The organism is Rathayibacter sp. SW19, assembly GCF_030866825.1.
GTDB lineage: Bacteria > Actinomycetota > Actinomycetes > Actinomycetales > Microbacteriaceae > Rathayibacter_A > Rathayibacter_A soli.
The window spans coordinates 3,569,968-3,588,509 of record NZ_CP133020.1 but is presented as its reverse complement, the minus strand read 5'-3'; the positions used below and the strand labels follow the sequence as shown (position 1 = coordinate 3,588,509).

Here is an 18,542-nt window from a genome sequence, read left to right as displayed (position 1 = left end):
CGTGAGGTGAAGCGCCACCACCCTTGGGGGCACCATGGGTACGCTCGCGGGCGTGCTTGTCGGGCGAGAGAGCGAACTCGAGAGACTGTTCGCTGCGTCGAGTGAGGCTGAGACGGCCGGGCCGGCCCTTGTCTTCGTCGAAGGCGAGGCCGGGATGGGTAAGACCTCTCTGCTCAATGCTCTCGTGGCCGACTCCGGTGAACACATGCGGATGCTGCGCGTCGCCGGTGAGGCGTCGGAGCAGATCCTCGAATACGGGGTGGTCGAGCAACTGCACCAGCAACTGAAGTTGCGGCCCGAGGCCGATCGACCACCGGGGCTGGGCGCGGTGCTGCTTGAGGGCATCCGCAGTGCCGCCGATCGGCGTCCGCTCGCTCTCATTTTCGACGACGCGCAGTGGTTCGACCGGGCATCGGTGCAGACGCTGTCGTATCTGATCCGTCGGCTTTCGAATGTGCCGGTGCTCATCGTGGTCGCATCACGTCCGAGCGCGAGTTGGCTGGCACCCATCCAACGCGCTGCCGCACAGCACCGCTATCGGAAGATCCTGTTGGACGGCCTGCCCGTGCCTGCGGTGCGACAATTGGCATCGACGGGGGGCGTGACGCTGAGTCAGCGCGCGGCAGAACGATTGTGGCGCCATACCGGTGGAAGCCCGCAGCTGTGCCGGGCGTTGATCGAGGAACTCGACCCCGAGGAGTTCTCCCGAGGCGACGGTGCGCTGCCGGCACCGAGTTCGTATGCGGCGCTAGTGGCCGACCATTTTGCGGGATGCGACGAGCAGGTGCGGTCGGTTGTGGCGGCATCCGCCGTGTTCGGGTCCGCGGCACCGTTGGCGAGCCTGGCCTATCTTGCCGAGGTGGAGGGTATACCCGCCGCTGTGGATGTAGCGATCAAGCGTGGTCTTTTGACGCGACGCTCACGGGGCGGTTCCTGGCGGATCGATGTGCCTCATGCTCTGGTTCGTTCGGCCGTACTTGACGCATTGCCGCTCGCTACGAGCATACGGCTTCACTCCCGCGCTGCCGAGTTGAGTCCGGAGCCGGTACAAGCGATGCTTCATCGCCTGCGGGCCGTGCCAGGGCATGATCCAGACGTGGCTGCGCAGGCGATATCGTTAGCGCGGTCTCGACAGACGGATGGCCAAGCCCTCGCGCGAGCGCAGCTGCTGACAGGCGCGGCCGAATTGCTTCCGCCGGGCACGGAACGAACGATTGCGCTGGTGCAGGCGGCGGATATCCTGTTGGCTCTGGGTGAAGCACGCTGGGCAGCGGCGATCCTCGGCACGGTGGGTGCCGAGCGTCCCGGTGAGATGGATGCCCATGAGCTGCTGGTTCGCGGTCATCTCGCCGTACAGTTGGGCGACGCAACCGGGCCGGAATTGATCGCGCAAGCGTGGAAGGCCGGCGAAAGTCCACAGGTGACGGTCGGGGCCGCCGAGTTGTTGGCGTTCGGCGCACTTGACGTCGGCGACGGTGAGGCGACAGGCAGTTGGGCTCGGCGGGCGATCCAAGCTGCCGCGCCGGGAACGGCGAATCTGGGCTGTGCGGGCACGATGCTCGCCGCGAGCTGGGTATTGCGCGGGAACCTCGATGCCGGCAGAGAAGAGCTTGAGCCGCAGCTGCAGCGCTTCGCCGGGACCGGCAGTGAGGCAGACGTCCTGCTCGGGCTGGCGCTGCTGGACATCTGGGATGGTCGCTTCGACGCGGCAGAACACACACTTGCGCGTCTTGCCGGTTTGGTTGACAGGGGCCCGGCGATGGTTCGTGCGATCACGGCGCTTGCGCGGGCTGAACACCATTACCGGGTCGGCGAATGGGATGCATCCTTGGAGGTGATCGAGGCCTCGATGGCTGCCCTCGATGAAGGCTGGGAGTCTCGCACCGCCCCGATGGTTCTGACGGTCGGCTCGTTCGTGCAGGCGGGGCGGGGCGAGTGGGATGCCGCGCGCGACTCGCTTTCGCAAGCGGAATCAATGATGAGTGGGCCGGGGCATTTCACCGCTCGAATGTGGGTCGCGATCGGGCGGGCCAGGCTGGCCGTTGCAGCGAATGACGCGGTGGTGGTGGTTGAGGAGCTGTCTCCGTTGCTGGCAATGCTCGAAGGCGCAGCATTGTGCGAGGGCTATCAACCGTGGCGCACGGATCTCGCGGAGGCTCTGGTGGCTGTGGGGCAACTCGGCGAAGCGGACGAGATTCTAGGGCTCGGCCGGGCACGGATGCGCTGCGGCGGCGCCCACGTGCGCGTCGGGATACTTCGTGCCGAGGCGCTGTTAGCGGCCGCGCGGGGCGATGAGGCGGCTGCGGTTGCGCGGTTCGATGACGCGCTTGCCGTCGACCCGAGTGTCACCGGACGATTCATGTTCGCCCGAACAGCGTTTGCCGCCGGCGCGTTCGAACGGCGACGCGGCCAGCGCCGGCGTGCGGTGCAACGGCTCAAGGACGCTCTTGAAATCTTCGACGCGGTCGGTGCGGTGCCGTTCGCGAACAGGGCGCGCAGCGAGCTTGAGTTGTGCGGTCTGCAACGAGGCACTGCAGCACGGAAGGGCGCCACGGTGCTGACGCCCGCGGAGCGGTCCGTGGCCGGGCTGGTGGTCAAGGGGCACACGAACCGCGAAGTGGCCGCGCAGTTGTCGATCAGTGTGAAGACTGTGGAAACTCACTTGACCCGCACCTTCGCCAAGTTCGACATTCGGGGACGTGTCGAGCTCGTTGCTGCCCTGCGCGGCGATTCCGACTTGGATGCGTGAGTGGGGCTTTTCGGCCGAACGCGCCGCGCGGGCAGCCTCTCGCCGTGCAATGATCGGGATATGACCGAGCGATTGATGCTCCTCGATACCGCCTCGCTTTATTTCCGCGCATTCTATGGGGTGCCCGATTCAGTGCGCAGCCCGGACGGGACGCCCGTGAACGCGGTGCGCGGACTGCTCGACATCATCGCGCGTCTCGTCACCGAGTTTGAACCGACCTCGCTTGTCGCCTGTTGGGACGACGCGTGGCGGCCGCGCTGGCGGGTCGCGCTGATCCCGAGCTACAAAGAGCACCGAGTTGCGGAATTCGTGCAGGATGGCACGGACGTCGAAGAAATCCCGGAGAACTTAGTTGTGCAGATTCCGATCGTCCGCGATGTGCTCGCCGCATTCGGGATCGTCGTGCTCGGCGCCGCCGATCACGAGGCTGACGACGTGATCGGGACCCTTGCCAGCTCTGCAACGACGGCCGTCGATGTTGTCACAGGTGACCGCGATCTGTTCCAGCTGGTCGATGATTCGTCAGACGTGCGCGTGGTATATACCGCTCGCGGCATGAGCAAGCTCGAGATCGTCACGGACAGCGTGCTCGAGGCGAAATACGGGATCAGTCCGAAACAGTACAGTGATTTTGCCGTCATGCGCGGAGATGCATCCGACGGACTTCCCGGAGTCGCAGGCATCGGTGAGAAGACCGCAGCGAATCTGTTGCGCGAGTACGGCACGCTCGGTGGCATCATTGCCGCGGCCGCTTCCGACGCCGATACTACGCTTTCACCTGCCATTCGCGGTCGCATACTCGCCGCCGCCGACTACCTCGGTGTTGCTCCGAAGGTGGTCGACGTGGTGCGCGACCTTGATCTCGGTGACGTGGATGCGCGCATCCGCCCTCTGATTACGGCGCAGCGCGCCGCCGTAGAGCAACGTGCCGTACGGTGGGGTCTCGGAAGTTCGGTTGACCGGGCACTGCGTGCGCTCGGCAACGACGTTGCCCCCTCATAACGCCAGGTAGTCGCCTCACTGAAGGCTTGGAACTGGTTGGGGTGGCGGCGGTCCCACGTATCGTGCCGAGGGGCGGATGATCTTGGGGTCGCTGGATTGCTCGAGTACGTTCGCGGTCCATCCAAGGATGCGGGCGGCGGCGAACGTGGGCGTGAACAGTTCGCGGTCGAGTCCGCAGAGTTCCATGATGATTGCGGCGTACCACTCAAGGTTGGTGTGCAGTTCCCGACCTGGTTTGAACTGCTCGAGGAGCACGGGAACCCGTTCCTCGACGGTGACGGCGAATTCGACTCTGGGTCCGCCGAAAGACTTCGCAACTTCCTTGAGTAGGGCAGATCGAGGGTCCTCGGTGCGGTAGACGGGATGGCCGAAGCCCATAATGCGTTGCCCTGCAGTGAGGCGTTCGCTGATCCAGGTATCGATGTTTTCGGGGCTCCCAATCGCATCAAGTGTGTCGAGAGCGCGACTTGGTGCGCCTCCGTGGAGTGGCCCGGAGAGTGCACCGAGCGCCCCAACCAGGCATGAGGCGGCATCGGCGCCGGTGGATGCGATGACGCGTGCGGTGAACGTGGATGCGTTGAAGCCGTGATCCACGGCGGCCGCAACGTAGGCAGACAGGCCTGCAACGGCGCGCGGCTCGGGGGCGATTCCCTGGAGCATGTAGAGGTAGTTGGCCACGTAGCCGAGGTCAGGTCGCGGTGCGATCGGCTTCTTGCCGACTTGGAGTCGGTTCAGGGCCGCGATTATGGTGGGGGTTTTGCTTGCCAGGGCGATCAGGTCTTCGCGCCGTTGTCGGAGACCGAGGTCGTAAAGCGGTCGCAAGCTGGCCGCCGCGCCTTCAAGCGACAGTGCTACCCGCAGACCAGCAAGCCCGTCCGCATTCATCGTCGATTTCGCGATCATCGGCAGCGCCTCGGCCAACTCGACGGACAGAGTTGAAGCATCGGCGATTTGCGCAGCAAACGCTTCGCGTTCTTTTTCGGTTGGGAGAGTGCCGTCGAGGAGAAGTTGCCAAATGTCCTCCACTGATCTGGTGCGAGCCAAGTCGGTCGCTGAATATTGGCGGTAGTGGTAAAAGCCCTCTTGACCTCTGACGCCGCCGAGTTCAGTCTCGGTGACGATCACGTTCGTGAGACCGCGAGGTACATCGATTGGGGTGTCATCCATCCGGATTGCTGACTTCATGATTTCTCCCTGCTCGTTGACGCGCCTACGGTTACAACACCATCAACATTGATTTTCGACAAATGAACATTGATCGAATCAATGTGCTTGGGAGGGGAGGACGCAGTGAAAGCGTCAAAAACGAGACTAACGAGCGCCCAGGTTGCCGCTCGGCTTCGGATCAAACCGGCGACGCTCTATGCGTACGTGTCGCGTGGCCTGCTTTCAAGTGAGCGCGCGGAGACGGGCGGTTCCACGTTTGATCCGCTCGACGTTGAAGCTTTCGCCGCTTCGCGACGCAAAGGATCGAGAGCGCCCGGTGGCACTGGGGGACGGCCGCTGATGGTCCTGGATTCCGATCTCACTCTGTTGCAAAACGACGAGTTGTACTTCCGCGGCAGATCGGCCGTGGAGCTCGCCCGGCGGCTGCAATTCGAAGACGGCGTGAGGCTTCTCTGGGCAACACCACAGTCGCGCGATGACATCGACGATCGATTTGTCAGCAGGCCCGACGTCGTCAAAGCTGTTCGTAAAGCGAGCGCGGCTGTGGGTGATTCGCTGCGCTTCATGGATCGGTTGAAACTCGCTCTCTTGATTGCTGGCGCGAAGGACCCCGTGCGGGGTTCATTAGGTCAATCAGCAGTCAGGGATGCGGGTCGGCAGATCCTGTCCACAATGGTGGATTCCCTTACAGACCTTCGAGCGCATCCGCCCCTGTCAGCTCCGCTGGCGACCCGGTTATGGGCGAAGATTTCGCCACTTGAGGCTTCAGTCGGAAACCTCCGACTTCTCAACGCCACGATGCTTCTCTGCATGGATCACGACCTCGCGATCTCAACCATGTCGGCCAGGGTGGCGGCTTCGGCTCGAGCGGATGCGTATGCCGCAGTCACGGTGGCCCTCAGCACATTGGACGGAGCCATGCATGGTGCCGCGAGCATTGCGGCCGTGGAGATGCTGACCGAAACGTTGGAGACAGGCAGGGCGGAGCAGGCAATCTCCAGTCAAATTGCCAGATTCGGCATGATACCCGGCTTCGGACATGTCATCTACAAGGAGGTGGATCCCCGTGCGAGGTTTCTACTCAAATCAATGCGGGAACTTCCCGACTTTCAAGAAGCGCTGGGCGCCGCCGATCGTCTATCAGCAGTGATCCACTCTCGCAGTCCTCGACCAGCGAATCTCGACTTCGCCTTAGCCGTCCTGGTGATTGGAGCGAAGATGCACGCAGACGCAGGAGAGTTGATCTTCGCCGTGTCAAGAACAGCCGGCTGGATTGCGCACATCCTCGACGAATATGCCCAGCCAGCACTGCGCCTCCGTCCCGAGTCGAGATACATCGGCACAGAGCCATTTCGCCGCTAGGGACTCCGCATAAGGCGCAGTAACACGGCTCTCTTGGCATTGCCACGCCATACCCTTCGCATACCCTTCGAGTGGGCCAAAATCTGACACATGGCTCATGGGTGTCGAAGCCCATCGATTGTCAAGACAGTAATGTTTGCGCGACGAGTCCCCGGCGTGGGGTCAGAGATGACTGGGTTTGTAGGGGCTTGCGATACCACCAGACGTGCCGTGGAAGTCGGTGCCTTTGCTCATCCCCTCACATTCGCTTTCTCGGGTTCCGGGGTGGCGGGAGCTGGTGCGCTCGCCCAGGTGTATGCGTGATACCTCCGCCCCTCGCGTCTCAACCATCGGATCGTCAACCTACTTACGGCCTCTTTGAACTGTGCCCCGCTGCGCCCGGCAATGTGCCAAGGCACCGGTGTGTCGTCCCGGTGCACGAACTGGATCAAGGCGTCCTTACGTCCGATGCTGATGCATTGGGCGACGTAACCTTGCGAGTGCGCCCGGAGTGCTCGCCCGCCCAGCGCTGCGAGGATGTTATCGGCTGCCTGACCACCCATCGGCATGGCCGAGGCGCAACTGGGGCGGTGGAACTCGTATCTTGCACCGTCAATGGCGCAGGCATCGCCGGCGCCGTAAATGTTCGGGTACTCAACGGATTGAAGCGTGTGTTTCAGGATCAGCCTGTCGCGGCGATCAACGCGCAAGCCGCTGTCTCGAGCGAGCGTCGGCGAAGTGAATCCCGCGCACCACACCACCTCGTCCACTCCCAGCTCGCCGGCGAGATCAGGCGCTGGAGAAACTGTCACATGCTCACGGATGCTTACGCCGACTCGCCGTAGACCGGTTCGGAGCCGGGCTCGAGATCGAGGATCGATCGCAGGGGCGATCATCCCAGCCGTGTAGAGACTGATGCTGAGGTTGGTGCGCTGTTCGGCAAGCTCGGACGCGGTCTCGATTCCCGTCAGCCCACCCCCGACGACGGCGATTCGCCCTCCACTGGGCAGTACGTCGAGTCTGTTCCTCAGGAGTGTCGCGCACTCCACGGTGCCAACAATTCGAGCTCCGTGCGGCGCACCCCCTGCACCGCTTCCCGGGGCATACACGAGTGAGTCGTAGCTCAGAGTACGCCCGCCCGCGAGGACCACTACATGATGCCCAGGCTGCATCTCGACCACCGAATCGATCACCAGATCGACCCTGGGGCTGAGCAATGCCGAGAGTGGGCGCACCACGTCGGCACGGGATCCCGCCGCGAACTCATGCAGCCGGATGCGTTCCACGAACACGTCCCGCGGATTGATCAACACCACGTTGATAACACCCTCCGCGGCCCCCGAGGCCAAACGATTCGCGGCGATAACCCCCGCATATCCGCCCCCGACCACGATCACCCTGTGCTGCATCACACGCCCTGCTCTCGTTGTTGTTTCTGTTCTCGTGCATAGGACACGAGGCGTGGCCGGTTTGTGACAAGACAAACTAGAACTCGACGTGAAATAGGCCTTTTGCCGCGCGGTGTAATAGCCGGTCGTCAAGGGGACGATGGTTTGACCGATGGATCCTGCAGCGAAGTACCACCAGCCGGTCACGCCGCCGACACGATCATTGTGTCGTCTTGCCAGAACGCGCACGTGAATCCGCCTGAGGGTCAGTATTCACCCGTCGTCGACTCGCCCGTCGCCTCGTCGGGCAACCGCACCGCGCAGGGGAACAGGCACAGTACGTTCCGGTAGCGGTACCGGTTGAGCCGAACGACAGCATGACCGGGATACTCCAATGGGTGCAGGAAAATCTGCATCACGACATCGGGCTGGATGAAATTGCCGCGCAAACCCACATGAGCCGACGAACGCTGGTGCGGCGATTCAATGCCGCGTTGGGGATCTCTCCCATCCGGCGGCTGCAACACGAACGACTCCGCCGTGCCCAACAGCTGCACGACACCGCGAATCTGTCCATCGATCAGATTGCAGAGCAGACCGGACACGGCACGGCGACCACACTGCGGCCAGCATTCGCGGCCCAGATCGCAACCATACCCAGCGATTACCGACGTGCGTTCCTCCACAGCTGATGTTGACCATCCGATGAGTGCGAGTAGCCGTAATCAAGGCGAAGACCCAACGTAGAGGAGCCCACCGTCTCGCAGAAGACTCCTGCCGAGAAGGTATTCTGCCGGCAAAGCGATGCCGGTATGCCGCAACGCGGGCGCGATTGCCGCGGGTGGTCGTCTGCCGCCTCAACTTTGTAGACCCAGACAGCCGCGACAGCGCCTGTGCCGACTCGCAAGCTGAACTTCGACAGGCCAAGCGCGGTGAAGCGCCGCACCTTCCGGAGTCGGGTTCGATAGGCTCGGCAGATGGCGGAAAGCAGCCCATCGGGCGGGCGAATCACTCATCGTCAAGCTGCTCGCATCCTCGCCGCCGCCGATCCGGTGATCGCGCGAATGGTCGCTCAAGGCGGGCTCCCGACTATCCCTCGGCCGACCGAGACGCACTTCGAGTCCCTGGTGCGCTCGATCACCTATCAGCAACTTGCCGGAGCAGCAGCTCGGGCAATTCATGGCCGGTTGGTCGCCGCTCTGGCCGACGACGTGACGGCCGAGCGTGTGTTGCGCACCCCGGTTGAATTGTTGCGCGGTGCGGGCTTGTCTGGGAACAAGGCCGCTTCACTGATCGATCTGGCGACCAAGATCCTTGACGGAACGGTCGTGCTCGAACCGCGCAGGCTTGCGCGCGAGAGCGATGACGAGGTCACCACACGGCTGACGGCGGTGCGCGGCATCGGCAGTTGGTCTGCTCAGATGTTTCTGATGTTCCAGCTGCGCCGCCTTGATGTCTGGCCCACAGGAGACCTTGCCGTTCGGAAAGGCTTCGCGATTGCCTGGAATGTTCCTATGCCCACCCCGAAGCAGCTCGAGGTGCTCGGCGAACCTTATCGCCCGTATCGCAGCATCGTCGCTTGGTACTGCTGGCGGGCGATCGAGCTGAATGCGACGGAAGCGAAGACGTCGACTATAACCTGATCTGTCGCTTGCATCGTTGGCTGCGCGCGCGAGGGTTACCTGTGCTCCGAATAGGCGGCCTCCAGCCACTCGGTGATGAGTTCCGGTGCTTGGCAAGCTGCCAGGTCGACCTCGAGTGCGGCCAGGCGCCGTCCCCAGTAGAACTCCCGCGTCCAATGTGGATACATTGCCGCGCAGGCACGGATGTCCAGCTCAGGCAGGAGGATCCTCGCGCGCTGCGGCTCCGGCAGAGTAGCGAAGATTGTTCGCGCTCGGAAGGAGGGAAAACCATGATGCGGATGTTCGCGGGTGCCCGGAAACGACAGCGCAATCCGTCGGACGTCATCGTGGTTCATACGTTTGGACTCACTATCCCTCGTGGGCCAACTGTTTTCGAGGTCAATTGTCCTTCGCCGTCGGCGCCGAGACGACACAACCTCAAGGAGCCGTTCACGCGAGATCGGGCCGGCCCGACTCGGCCGGTGGACAGGATGAGCGATCGCTCTAATGCGCGCGCCCGCCGGTAGCGGGTTGATCGACCTGACTGTCCACCAGCCGGTGTTGATGAATGGCGTTATGCCGAGTGGTCTGGTCGCTCAGCTGTACTGGACGACGTGTCCTCGGGTCAATGCGAAACGTTCCTTCCGGCGGAATGTCGACTGGATTGACGGGGATGATCTCTAACGACTGCTCCGACTGCGACTTTGCCCGCGCCAGTATGTGGTCCTGAATTTCGTCCGCGTCAAGTTCACTGCCACCGGAAAGCTGCACCACCTGGTGGGTGCCGAGGACAGTTCCCGTGTGGTCGTAGATCGCGAAATTCAGCTTCTTTTTCACGTCGATGTCAACCTTCAGGGGAGTCGTGCTGAGGTCGTGAATCACAGCGACCGCTGACGCGGTGACGTTGTCGACCTGAAGCTGAAACCTGACATGGTCGGTCGTCAGCTGCGCGTGGTTGTCCGCTAGTTGGTCCGGATAAGGGACGCCCCACCTGGTCACTTTGGGGGTGTTTGCCGTCTCGAGGTAGGCGTAAGCGTACCGGCTCTGGAACGGGCTGAAGCGATCGCCATCCTGCGCCACGAACGAGCTGAGCTGGATTGTGGCCAGTATGGGTCTCTCTGCGAACTTGACTTCCTTAGTGGCCCACTTGATTGAGCCCCACCGCGTAAGGGATGTACACCTGAGGATGTTTGACATGTCGCTGTTCCTTTCAGTTCAGTTGCAACTCACGGTTTCCGGGCGGATGTCGCACGCTTGGTCGATCAGTCACTTGGCACACCACCATGGCGGGCCGCGTCGAGCAGCGTTCGCATGAGTGCTCGGTAGTCGGCCTCATGCAATCCATGTCGAGCGAGCTGACCGCGAACGTGCCGTTTTTATCGACAGCGACTGCGCGTCTTTGGATGTTGTTCTTGGCCGCGCTGTTCCTATCCACGGCTCGCCCATTCCGTATCGGACGTCTTCAGCGCGACAACCGCGACCATGACGAGGCCGATCGTTTCAAGCGTGCCGGCTCCGACCTGTAGCCATTCGGGCGCTCCGAGGATCAGCCCCGTGACGTGGCCGACGGGCCACGCCATGATCAGCGCACCGGCGATCCAGGCCACCTGCTTGCTCAGGATCACCGCAAGCCCGAGAAGGAACGTGCCGAGGATGTTCCCGAGGATGAACAGGGGGAAGAAGGCGAAGCCCATCGGGTCATCCTGGCTCGCGTCGATCGCGGCAGCGGCGTCGACGTTCATGGTCGCGAGGGTGATCTCAAGTCCGCTCGAGGCCACGATTCCGTAGTAGGCGATGTAACCGGCCATCATCAGGATGCCCGCCACCAGGCTCAGTTGAGGCCGAGTCGGGCGGAGCACGCGCAGCGCCGAGGGCACACCGGCGACGATGAGCATCGACCCGATCATGGCGAGCAGCATCGTGACTCGCGCTTCGGTCGGATGCGACGAGAACAGTTCGAGCGCGGACTCTCCCGTCATGTCGCTTCCGCCGTCCATGGTGATCAGCGAGTACATGGTGTTGGTGGCGACCTGGAACAGGATGCCCAGCGGTAAGAGGATCGCGCCGACCGCGCGGCGGAATCGCACGGTCGGATCACGCCGCATTGTTGTTGTGGTCGTTTCGGTGGAAACGGATGTGGACACGACATTCTCCTTCGAACGGATTGGCTCGCTCAAACGGCCTGGTTGCCATCGAGGTTAGGCAGCCGGCACCGTGCCCTCCACCGGGCCACCTCTTGACCTGTCTCCGTGCTGGCCCGGAGGCACCGCGGCCACCCGCCCGATAGGCTCTGGGCATGTCGTGGCCGAGGGCGTGCACGGCGATCGGTTGGCTCATCACGCTGACCGTGATCGCCTTCTTCGCCGTGCCTCGGATCGCCGCCGAGCCGCTCGTCATCGCTGTCGTGTTGGGCATTGCACTGCTGTCAATGGTGCTCGCGACGATCGTTGCGTGGCGGGTGCCGCGACATCCGGCCGGGGCGCTGCTTGCCGGCAATGGCGCCGCAACGATCACAGTGATGGCTGCGGGCGATGTCGCCGGGGAGGCATTCGCAGGCGACTGGATGCTGTTCTATGTCTTCCTGGCGGAGTTGCTTTTGATCATGCCAACCGGGCGGCTTGCCCGTCGCGGTCGCAGACTGTGGCTCACCGTCGCCATCGGCATGCCGGTGATCGTCGTGGCGTTCAATGCGCTCATTGCGTACTCGTGGCTGGTCGGCGAGGAACCAGCGCCGCTGGTGGCTGTGTTGATGACACTGTCGCTGGCGATGGTGTTCGCCTATTTCGCGTGCCTGGTCGCGTCTGCGGTGTCACTGGCGGTGCGCTATCGCGAAGCGGATGCCCGGGGTCGGCTGAGCCTGCGCTGGATGTTTTTCAGCGGTGCCGCAGTTCCGCTCACCCTGGCGCTGTGCTGGGTGAGTTACCTGGTGTTCGCGGCTCCGGAGCTCGTGATCTTCGGGCTTCTGGTCATGCACGTGGTGATACCGGTGACCACGACAATTGCCCTGGTGCGGCCCAGATGGTTCGACATCGATGCTGCGACGGTGTCCGCGGCAACGATCAGCATCCTCTCGTTCGGCGTGCTGAGCGTGGTCTCTGTCGTCTATGCGGCCGCGGGCCTGATGCTGGTGACGTGGTCTCCGATCGTCGGAATCGTCGCGACGCTCGTGGTCGGAGTACTCGCTGTTCCGCTGTACAGCACGTTGCGCCGTGTTATCGCGCGAGCCGTACACCCCGAACGTGAGCGTGCCTTGACGGCGCTGCGGGGCTTGCGCATCCAGATGGAGGCTGGGCAGCGCCCGCCGGAAGATGTCGAAGACGTCTTGCGGACTGCGTTGCGTGATCCGGGGCTGCGCGTCGCATACCGTCGTATCGGTGACGGCACATCCGTGCCACTGAGCGGTGGTCCAAGCACATGGCGGTCACATTCGACGGCTGCCGTCGTGCGATTCCTGGGCGAAGACATCGGCTCGATCCAGGTATCGGGCGATCAGCCGATGCCCGTGTCTCGCGCGGTGTGTGAAGCGACTGCGCCGATACTCGATGCGGTACGGCTGCGTTCGGAGTTGCGCAACGCCATGCGCGACGTCGCCGACTCTCGCGAACGGATCATGCTTGCCGGCTACGAAACGCGGCGACGGCTGGAACGCGACCTTCACGATGGCGCACAGCAAAGGTTGGTCTCGCTGGGCATGCGGCTGCGCGTGCTGCAGCGCACTGTTCCGGGCGCGGATGCGCTCGCAGAATCGCTGGACGCGGCCGTCGCCGAGCTGGCCACCGCCGTCGCGGAACTGAGACAGCTTGCGCACGGCGTGCGGCCTAGCGCCCTCGACGATGGGCTCACGAGCGCGCTCGCCGATCTTCGACGCCGCGCACCGCATGCTATCGACCTCGACATCGACGTGGACGATGTGCCCGACGCGGTCGCCACGACGGCGTATTTCATCGCGAGTGAAGCCATCACAAATGCCATCAAGCATGCGCAGGCGCAGCGCATCCGCATCGTGGCGCACCACAAACACGGCAACCTGCACGTGACGATAATCGACGATGGTCGCGGTGGAGCATCCGGAGCTGTGACATCCGCTTCGAAGGGGCTCGACGGCATGCACGATCGCATCGCAGCGCACGGTGGGCGACTACGTGTCGATTCCCCGATCGGCGGCGGCACCAGGATCGAGGCGGTGATCCCGTGCGGGTCGTGATCGCCGAGGACTCGGCGCTGTTCCGGCAGGGGCTCGCGGCGCTGCTGAAGAGCGCCGGGCACGAGATCGTCGGGACGGCGTCGACCGGCGCGACGGCGATCGCGCAGACCCGTGCGCTGCAGCCGGACATCATCGTGCTCGACATCCGCATGCCGGGCGCAGATGACGGAATCGCGGCGGCGCTCGAGATCCGTGCGTGGCAGCCGCCTACGCCGGTCATGCTGCTCTCGCAGCACGTTGAGACGCGTCATGTGCTCGAACTGACGGCGAGCGGGTCGATCGGGTACCTGCTCAAGGATCGGGTGCTCGATGTGGATGACTTCTTGTCCGCATTGCAGCGCGTGCAAGCAGGCGGAACGGTGCTCGATCCGGAGATAGTCACGCGTCTGATTGGTACGGCGCGCGCGTCGTCCGTGCTGGACGGGCTCACTCCGCGTGAGCTCGATGTGCTCGAACTGATGGCGCAGGGTCGTTCGAACCGTGCGGTCGCGGACCGCCTTGTTGTCTCCGAGCGCACGGTCGAGACTCATGTGACGAGCATTCTCGCCAAGCTTGATCTGCCCGAGAGCACCGACCACCACCGGCGGGTGCGTGCCGTTCTGACCTATCTCGAGGCGACGCAGGTGTGAGCGGTGAGCGGTGGGCGGTCGGCGTCGTGACCGAATGCGCCGTGACCGAATGCGCCGTGCTTGATCGTGTGGTTGGCAGTCTGGTCTGTCGGGGCCTTGCCTGGTCTGCGCGCGCTACGGGGCCCGCGGCTTTTGCGCTTCAATTCCGTCGCCGCGTTCGGGGGTTGTTTAGAAGGGTGGTGGGTCGGTGTTGTGGATTTTGCCGCGTGGGCTTTGCCAATGGATGGTGCCGTCTTTGTGGCGGATGATTTTCCATCGGGTTTTGTGTTTGAGTCGGTGGTCGCCGCGGCAGACGGGTGCGAGGTTGTTCAGGCTGGTGGTGCCGTTCAGCACCCAGTCGAGGCTGTGGTCGTTGTCGCAGTCGACGGCTAACCGGTTGCAGCCGGGGAAGACGCAGTAGGTGTGGGTGGCCAGGATCCACCGTTTCAGGTCGGCGGGCACGGTGTAGCTGGTGCGGTCCACGTCCAGGATCGCACTGGACACCGGGTGGGTGAGGATGCGGTAGAACGAGGGTGCCTTCCCGGCCAGGCGTCTGGCGGTGTCGGAGTCGATCGGCCCGTACCCGTTCAGCCGGCACGGCTGTTGCGGCGCAACCGGCTGGTCGGGTTGCTCCTGCTTGCCGACCTGCGCTGACCGGTCGGCTTGGTTGGTGTCGTCAGTTGTCGGGGTACCGTGGTCTAGGAGGGTGAGGACGGGCACTGTGACCATGACGGTGGCTTTGACCTCATAGGGTGTGCCCTCGCCGGTGAGCAGGTCGGCCATCACGTCGGCGCGGATTTGGCCGAGGGTGCGGGTTTCCCCGGGCAGGCCGGCCAAGTGTTTCGCGTTCGCGTTGATGCGGGCGTAGGCGCGGTAGGCTGCATCGGCCGGTTGCAGCGCACCGAACCAGGCCATCCCGTCCGCTGCCGGTTCTACCCACACACGTCGGTCCTCCCGGGCCCGGGCGTGGCGCACCTCCAACGGTTCGGCGGCGAGTTTCTCGGCGAGGCTGCGGGCGAGGATCCGCATCCGGGCCGGGTTGACGGTGCGGGCCGGGCCGGCGAGTTTGCTGTCGTATTCGGCCCACACGACCGCGGCGTCCTCGTCGCTGTTATCGGGTAGGCCGCTGGTGTTGTCGAGGATGGCGCGCACGTTCGGGTAGGAGATCTCCCCGTCGAGGAAGTCGGCCCACACGGCCGGCAACCGTGTGGTCAATGTTTCCGCGTCGTGCAGGCGGTTGCGAACGGTGTTCTGGCCGATTCCCAGGCAGACCGCGAGTTCGGCGATCGCGGCGCGTTCCGCGAACTCCAACCGATCCGCACCGGCACGGCCGGCACCGGCGCGCCCGCCCTCGGCGCTCTCACGCTCGGCGGCTGGGCCGATGAAGACTTCCGGGAAGGCGCGGGCCTCCCGGATCGTGGCGAGGATCGCCGCCAACTGGCCGGCGGTGGCCCGAGCGATCTGGCGCCCCGCGAACTGGGCACGGGCGACCTGCCCATCGATGCGCACCCCCGGATCCACCTCCGCCGGCGGCAGCATCACGACAGGATCGTCAACCAGCTCGGCACTCAGCAGGATCGAATCGGATACGGCGGAATCCGGCACGATGAAATCGGTGACGGTGGAATCGGTTACGGTGGCATGCGGCAGAGCAGAATCGGGGACGTTGAGCTCCGGCACTACCGGAGCAGGCAGCGCGGCATTCAGCAGCTTCGTGTCCAGCAGTTGCGTCGCATCCAGCAGGTCTTCCATGCCTGGAGTCAACCAGCAGCCACCGACATTCCAGCCCCGAAAGCCGGCGGAAATACGCGGAATCCGACCCTATCCCGGACCGTTACCCAACCGTTATATGCGTTGTGCGTGGAGACTTTTCGACTACGCTCAGGCAACGCATCGTCAGCAGTCGACGCAGGCCCGACCGCCGAAAGCTTGATCGAGTGGGCGGCCAGATCGTGCGTCTCAGAAGGACCGTCACATTCAAATACGCTACAATTCTGTACATGACAACTCTTTCGCTGGCGGACGCGCGAGCAAACTTCTCGCGGATCGTCGAATCGGCTGCGACAACGCATGAGCGGTTCGAGGTGACGAAGAATGGCGGTCGTGCCGCGGTGTTGCTTGGCGCCGACGATTACGACTCGCTGATGGAGACTGTTGCGATTCTGAGCGACCGGGAAGCGGTCGACGGAATCCGCGTCGGCATCAAGGAGGTTGAGTCGGGCGACATGTTCGATGCAGCTGAGGTTCGAGAAGCTATGAAGGCGGCCGGTCGGCTGTCACAGTGAATCAGAACCGTGAATCAGAACAGTGAATCAGAGATATGAGGTTCGCTTCACGAAATCTGCCAAAGTTGCGCTCTCGGAAAAGCTTCCGGAGAAGGTAGCCGCCGCAGCCTTCGAATTCATTGTTGGCGCCTTGAGCGAGAATCCCCGCCGCCTTGGAAAGCAGCTGGGCGAACCCCTCTATCCGCTCTATTCTGCCCGACGCGGTGAGTATCGGGTGATCTACCGAATCGTTCAGAAGCAGTTGTTCATCGAAGTCGTTTCGATCGTTCACCGACGGGATGCGTATCGGACATCCTGACCGCAGCACAGCGGCGATCGCCGGAGTATAAACGATTCGCCGGCGACGGCTCAGCGCCACTTGCCCCGCGTAGACGGTTATTGAACCCAGAACGCATCGAGCGCGGCCTGATCGGAGTAGTGGCCGCGAACATCCACAATCAGGTCGTTCTCGGTTCGGATCAGCTGACATCCGGTGATGTCGAGCAAGCGCTCACCTCGGGATGCCGTCGCGTGCTGAACGGCAACCACGTAGGTGTCGCCGATGGCGACATCGAGCAGTTCGGCACGGAAGGTCCCACCGGACAACGGACCGAGTTTGGCGAGAAAGTCGTCGCGAATCTCCTGCCACCCACGGTGGTCGCCGGAGATCGGACTGTTGCCGGGAAGGTGCCAAAGCGCAGCCGGAGCAAAACAACTCTCAGCTGCTGCGAAATCGGCATCGGCCACCGCTTGATAGAACCGCCGCACAACCTGTTCCGCGCCATCGCTCATAGGCTCATGGTGGCACCATGGCTTCGAGATGTCTACGGCGCCAGCTCAGAACAGAGCAGGCTCAAAACAGAGCAGGCTCAGAACAGTGCCATAGCCGGCTCGATGCGGTCGATCGAGCCGCGCCCCGCGAGTGCTCGGCTGAAGTCGATCGCGTCATAAGCCAGGGCACTTCCTGTGCCGAAGTGGCCACCTGCCGGCCCCGTCAAGTCGATGTTGCTGCCGCCCACGATGCCCGCCTGAGCGCTCCGATCTGCAATGAGATCGGCGACGATCAGGCCGTCGTGCTCTGCGGTGACCACGAGCTCGCGTCCCGTCGCACGGCAGATGTCGATGCGGTGCACCCACGCATCCCGCGTGTAAATGGGTCCGTAGAGATAACCGAGCGACGTCCAGTGCCACGGTGCCGGCAGCCGGAGCTTGAACATCCGAACCGCAGCAGGAAGGGCGGAACGAGCGCGCACTCCGCGAGCGGCGGCATCCGTCAGCAGATCGACAAGGTTGGCGGTCGAACGGTGCTGCCGCTCGCGGATCTGCAGAGCATTGACGGTAGCCATCAGTTCGGCGTCGCCTTGCTGGGCCTTTCCCGCACGCTGCTGACGTAACTGTTCGCGAATCGAGGCAGTTGCTTCCGCCGCCCCGATCAGGTGCGCGACAATGTCACGCACCGTCCACGGGTCGCAGTCGGTGAGGCGAGACCATTCGTCGTCGTCCAAATCTCGCAACAGAGTGATGATGCGCGCATACTCCTCGGTGGCAAGTCGCATCCATTCGGCGTGTTTCATGATTCCTCCTTGAGCACTCAGTCTTTGAACACAAAATCTGCAAACATCTCGACGGATGCCGCGACCCGGCCGCTCCAGCGATCGCCGCCCGGCTCGTTGGCCAGCTGCTGCGCGGCGAGGCCGCTGACCAGCGCGGTCCAGATGTCAAGGTGTGCCGGGTCACGGATGCCGAGCGCGGCGAATCCGTCGCGCATCAGCGTCACGACCTGGACCGCGATCGCGTAGGCGGCGGGTGACGGTGTGAACCCCGGGATGGTGCGTTCGAAGAGCAGCTGGTGCCGCACCGGGTCCTCAACGCAGAACCCGACGAACGCCGTTGCAGCCGCGAGTAGGGTATCGCGCGGGCTGCCGCCGGTTGGCACCGCGCGCATCCGCTCGAGAAACGCACGATTGCCGGCGGCAAACATTGCGTCGTACATCGCATTCTTCGATGCGAAGTAGGAGTACAGGCTTGGTGCCTGCACTCCGACCGCGGAGGCGACGTCTTTCAGAGAGAAGCCGAGCAAACCTTTGGTGCGCGCCAGCTGCCAACACGCAGCGATGATCTCCTGTTGCGCCCGCTCATGCCGCACCTGTTTGCCCAGCATTGCCGCCCGCCTTGTCGCCGCTTTCCTAATAACGTT

General features: G+C 63.5%; 18 protein-coding genes. 8 read left to right on the top strand and 10 right to left on the bottom strand.

Going from position 1 to position 18,542, the window contains the following annotated elements:
* Positions 1 to 34: 34 nt before the first annotated feature.
* Together QU604_RS16770 and QU604_RS16765 are read left to right on the top strand one after the other, a co-directional pair.
* Positions 35 to 2,749 carry an AAA family ATPase gene (locus QU604_RS16770; RefSeq protein ID WP_308465756.1) on the top strand — a complete coding sequence of 905 codons (2,715 nt, stop codon included), beginning with the start codon at positions 35 to 37 and terminating at the stop codon, positions 2,747 to 2,749.
* A gap of 60 nt (positions 2,750 to 2,809) precedes the next feature.
* A complete protein-coding gene (locus QU604_RS16765) occupies positions 2,810 to 3,751 on the top strand; it encodes a 5'-3' exonuclease (protein WP_308465755.1) in 942 nt (313 codons plus the stop codon).
* 15 nt (positions 3,752 to 3,766) lie between these two features.
* Here the strand turns inward: QU604_RS16765 and QU604_RS16760 are convergent, their stop codons facing one another.
* A complete protein-coding gene (locus QU604_RS16760) occupies positions 3,767 to 4,936 on the bottom strand; it encodes a citrate/2-methylcitrate synthase (RefSeq protein WP_308465754.1) in 1,170 nt (389 codons plus the stop codon).
* 321 nt (positions 4,937 to 5,257) lie between these two features.
* Here QU604_RS16760 and QU604_RS16755 point away from each other — a divergent pair, with 321 nt between their 5' ends.
* Positions 5,258 to 6,280 (top strand): citrate/2-methylcitrate synthase, encoded by a 1,023-nt coding sequence (locus QU604_RS16755; RefSeq protein WP_308465753.1) that lies wholly within the window; start codon positions 5,258 to 5,260, stop codon positions 6,278 to 6,280.
* A 230-nt stretch (positions 6,281 to 6,510) separates the two neighbouring features.
* Here QU604_RS16755 and QU604_RS16750 read toward each other — a convergent pair whose 3' ends face one another.
* Positions 6,511 to 7,668 (bottom strand): NAD(P)/FAD-dependent oxidoreductase, encoded by a 1,158-nt coding sequence (locus QU604_RS16750; protein ID WP_308468952.1) that lies wholly within the window; start codon positions 7,666 to 7,668, stop codon positions 6,511 to 6,513.
* Positions 7,669 to 8,024: 356 nt separating this feature from the next.
* Between QU604_RS16750 and QU604_RS16745 the strand changes: the two genes are divergently transcribed.
* Both QU604_RS16745 and QU604_RS16740 read left to right on the top strand, forming a co-directional pair.
* The gene (locus QU604_RS16745; protein ID WP_308465752.1) at positions 8,025 to 8,339 is read left to right on the top strand and encodes a helix-turn-helix domain-containing protein; all 315 of its coding nucleotides are present in this window, start codon (positions 8,025 to 8,027) and stop codon (positions 8,337 to 8,339) included.
* Between the two features lie 285 nt (positions 8,340 to 8,624).
* Positions 8,625 to 9,290, top strand: coding sequence for a DNA-3-methyladenine glycosylase family protein (locus tag QU604_RS16740; RefSeq protein WP_308465751.1), 666 nt, complete (start codon positions 8,625 to 8,627; stop codon positions 9,288 to 9,290).
* 35 nt (positions 9,291 to 9,325) lie between these two features.
* On the opposite strand, the gene QU604_RS16735 is transcribed toward QU604_RS16740, so the two are convergent.
* The 3 genes from QU604_RS16735 to QU604_RS16725 all read right to left on the bottom strand — a co-directional run bounded on the left by QU604_RS16735 (position 9,326) and on the right by QU604_RS16725 (position 11,413).
* Positions 9,326 to 9,625, bottom strand: coding sequence for a hypothetical protein (locus QU604_RS16735; protein WP_308465750.1), 300 nt, complete (start codon positions 9,623 to 9,625; stop codon positions 9,326 to 9,328).
* A gap of 148 nt (positions 9,626 to 9,773) precedes the next feature.
* Positions 9,774 to 10,466, bottom strand: coding sequence for a hypothetical protein (locus QU604_RS16730; protein WP_308465749.1), 693 nt, complete (start codon positions 10,464 to 10,466; stop codon positions 9,774 to 9,776).
* A gap of 230 nt (positions 10,467 to 10,696) precedes the next feature.
* Complete coding sequence (locus tag QU604_RS16725; RefSeq protein ID WP_308465748.1) at positions 10,697 to 11,413, bottom strand: hypothetical protein; 717 nt, start codon at positions 11,411 to 11,413, stop codon at positions 10,697 to 10,699.
* Between the two features lie 152 nt (positions 11,414 to 11,565).
* Here QU604_RS16725 and QU604_RS16720 point away from each other — a divergent pair, with 152 nt between their 5' ends.
* Positions 11,566 to 13,473: a sensor histidine kinase gene (locus QU604_RS16720; RefSeq protein WP_308465747.1), complete on the top strand. Its 1,908-nt coding sequence runs from the start codon at positions 11,566 to 11,568 to the stop codon at positions 13,471 to 13,473.
* On the top strand, positions 13,461 to 14,102 hold the full coding sequence (locus tag QU604_RS16715; protein ID WP_308465746.1) for a response regulator: 642 nt from the start codon (positions 13,461 to 13,463) through the stop codon (positions 14,100 to 14,102). Before QU604_RS16720 ends, QU604_RS16715 begins: the two co-directional genes overlap by 13 nt.
* A gap of 168 nt (positions 14,103 to 14,270) precedes the next feature.
* Here QU604_RS16715 and QU604_RS16710 read toward each other — a convergent pair whose 3' ends face one another.
* Positions 14,271 to 15,833 carry an HNH endonuclease signature motif containing protein gene (locus tag QU604_RS16710; RefSeq protein ID WP_308465745.1) on the bottom strand — a complete coding sequence of 521 codons (1,563 nt, stop codon included), beginning with the start codon at positions 15,831 to 15,833 and terminating at the stop codon, positions 14,271 to 14,273.
* Between the two features lie 248 nt (positions 15,834 to 16,081).
* Here QU604_RS16710 and QU604_RS16705 point away from each other — a divergent pair, with 248 nt between their 5' ends.
* Positions 16,082 to 16,366, top strand: coding sequence for a type II toxin-antitoxin system Phd/YefM family antitoxin (locus QU604_RS16705; protein ID WP_308465744.1), 285 nt, complete (start codon positions 16,082 to 16,084; stop codon positions 16,364 to 16,366).
* Position 16,367: 1 nt separating this feature from the next.
* Here the strand turns inward: QU604_RS16705 and QU604_RS22340 are convergent, their stop codons facing one another.
* The 4 genes from QU604_RS22340 to QU604_RS16685 all read right to left on the bottom strand — a co-directional run bounded on the left by QU604_RS22340 (position 16,368) and on the right by QU604_RS16685 (position 18,506).
* Entirely contained in the window at positions 16,368 to 16,724 is a 357-nt protein-coding gene (locus tag QU604_RS22340) for a hypothetical protein (RefSeq protein WP_457852540.1), read from the bottom strand.
* Positions 16,725 to 16,741: 17 nt separating this feature from the next.
* Positions 16,742 to 17,137: a nuclear transport factor 2 family protein gene (locus QU604_RS16695; protein ID WP_308465742.1), complete on the bottom strand. Its 396-nt coding sequence runs from the start codon at positions 17,135 to 17,137 to the stop codon at positions 16,742 to 16,744.
* Between the two features lie 77 nt (positions 17,138 to 17,214).
* Positions 17,215 to 17,919, bottom strand: coding sequence for a maleylpyruvate isomerase family mycothiol-dependent enzyme (locus QU604_RS16690; RefSeq protein ID WP_308465741.1), 705 nt, complete (start codon positions 17,917 to 17,919; stop codon positions 17,215 to 17,217).
* Between the two features lie 17 nt (positions 17,920 to 17,936).
* Entirely contained in the window at positions 17,937 to 18,506 is a 570-nt protein-coding gene (locus QU604_RS16685) for a TetR/AcrR family transcriptional regulator (RefSeq protein ID WP_308465740.1), read from the bottom strand.
* Positions 18,507 to 18,542 lie beyond the last annotated feature (36 nt).

Excerpts from the sequence above, each read along its gene's own strand:
- QU604_RS16770 (WP_308465756.1), top strand. The coding sequence starts at position 35 with ATGGGTACGCTCGCGGGCGTGCTTGTCGGGCGAGAGAGCGAACTCGAG.
- QU604_RS16765 (WP_308465755.1), top strand. The coding sequence starts at position 2,810 with ATGACCGAGCGATTGATGCTCCTCGATACCGCCTCGCTTTATTTCCGC.
- QU604_RS16760 (WP_308465754.1), bottom strand. The coding sequence starts at position 4,936 with ATGAAGTCAGCAATCCGGATGGATGACACCCCAATCGATGTACCTCGC.
- QU604_RS16755 (WP_308465753.1), top strand. The coding sequence starts at position 5,258 with ATGGTCCTGGATTCCGATCTCACTCTGTTGCAAAACGACGAGTTGTAC.
- QU604_RS16750 (WP_308468952.1), bottom strand. The coding sequence starts at position 7,668 with ATGCAGCACAGGGTGATCGTGGTCGGGGGCGGATATGCGGGGGTTATC.
- QU604_RS16745 (WP_308465752.1), top strand. The coding sequence starts at position 8,025 with ATGACCGGGATACTCCAATGGGTGCAGGAAAATCTGCATCACGACATC.
- QU604_RS16740 (WP_308465751.1), top strand. The coding sequence starts at position 8,625 with ATGGCGGAAAGCAGCCCATCGGGCGGGCGAATCACTCATCGTCAAGCT.
- QU604_RS16735 (WP_308465750.1), bottom strand. The coding sequence starts at position 9,625 with ATGAACCACGATGACGTCCGACGGATTGCGCTGTCGTTTCCGGGCACC.
- QU604_RS16730 (WP_308465749.1), bottom strand. The coding sequence starts at position 10,466 with ATGTCAAACATCCTCAGGTGTACATCCCTTACGCGGTGGGGCTCAATC.
- QU604_RS16720 (WP_308465747.1), top strand. The coding sequence starts at position 11,566 with ATGTCGTGGCCGAGGGCGTGCACGGCGATCGGTTGGCTCATCACGCTG.
- QU604_RS16710 (WP_308465745.1), bottom strand. The coding sequence starts at position 15,833 with ATGGAAGACCTGCTGGATGCGACGCAACTGCTGGACACGAAGCTGCTG.
- QU604_RS16705 (WP_308465744.1), top strand. The coding sequence starts at position 16,082 with ATGACAACTCTTTCGCTGGCGGACGCGCGAGCAAACTTCTCGCGGATC.
- QU604_RS16695 (WP_308465742.1), bottom strand. The coding sequence starts at position 17,137 with ATGAGCGATGGCGCGGAACAGGTTGTGCGGCGGTTCTATCAAGCGGTG.
- QU604_RS16690 (WP_308465741.1), bottom strand. The coding sequence starts at position 17,919 with ATGAAACACGCCGAATGGATGCGACTTGCCACCGAGGAGTATGCGCGC.
- QU604_RS16685 (WP_308465740.1), bottom strand. The coding sequence starts at position 18,506 with ATGCTGGGCAAACAGGTGCGGCATGAGCGGGCGCAACAGGAGATCATC.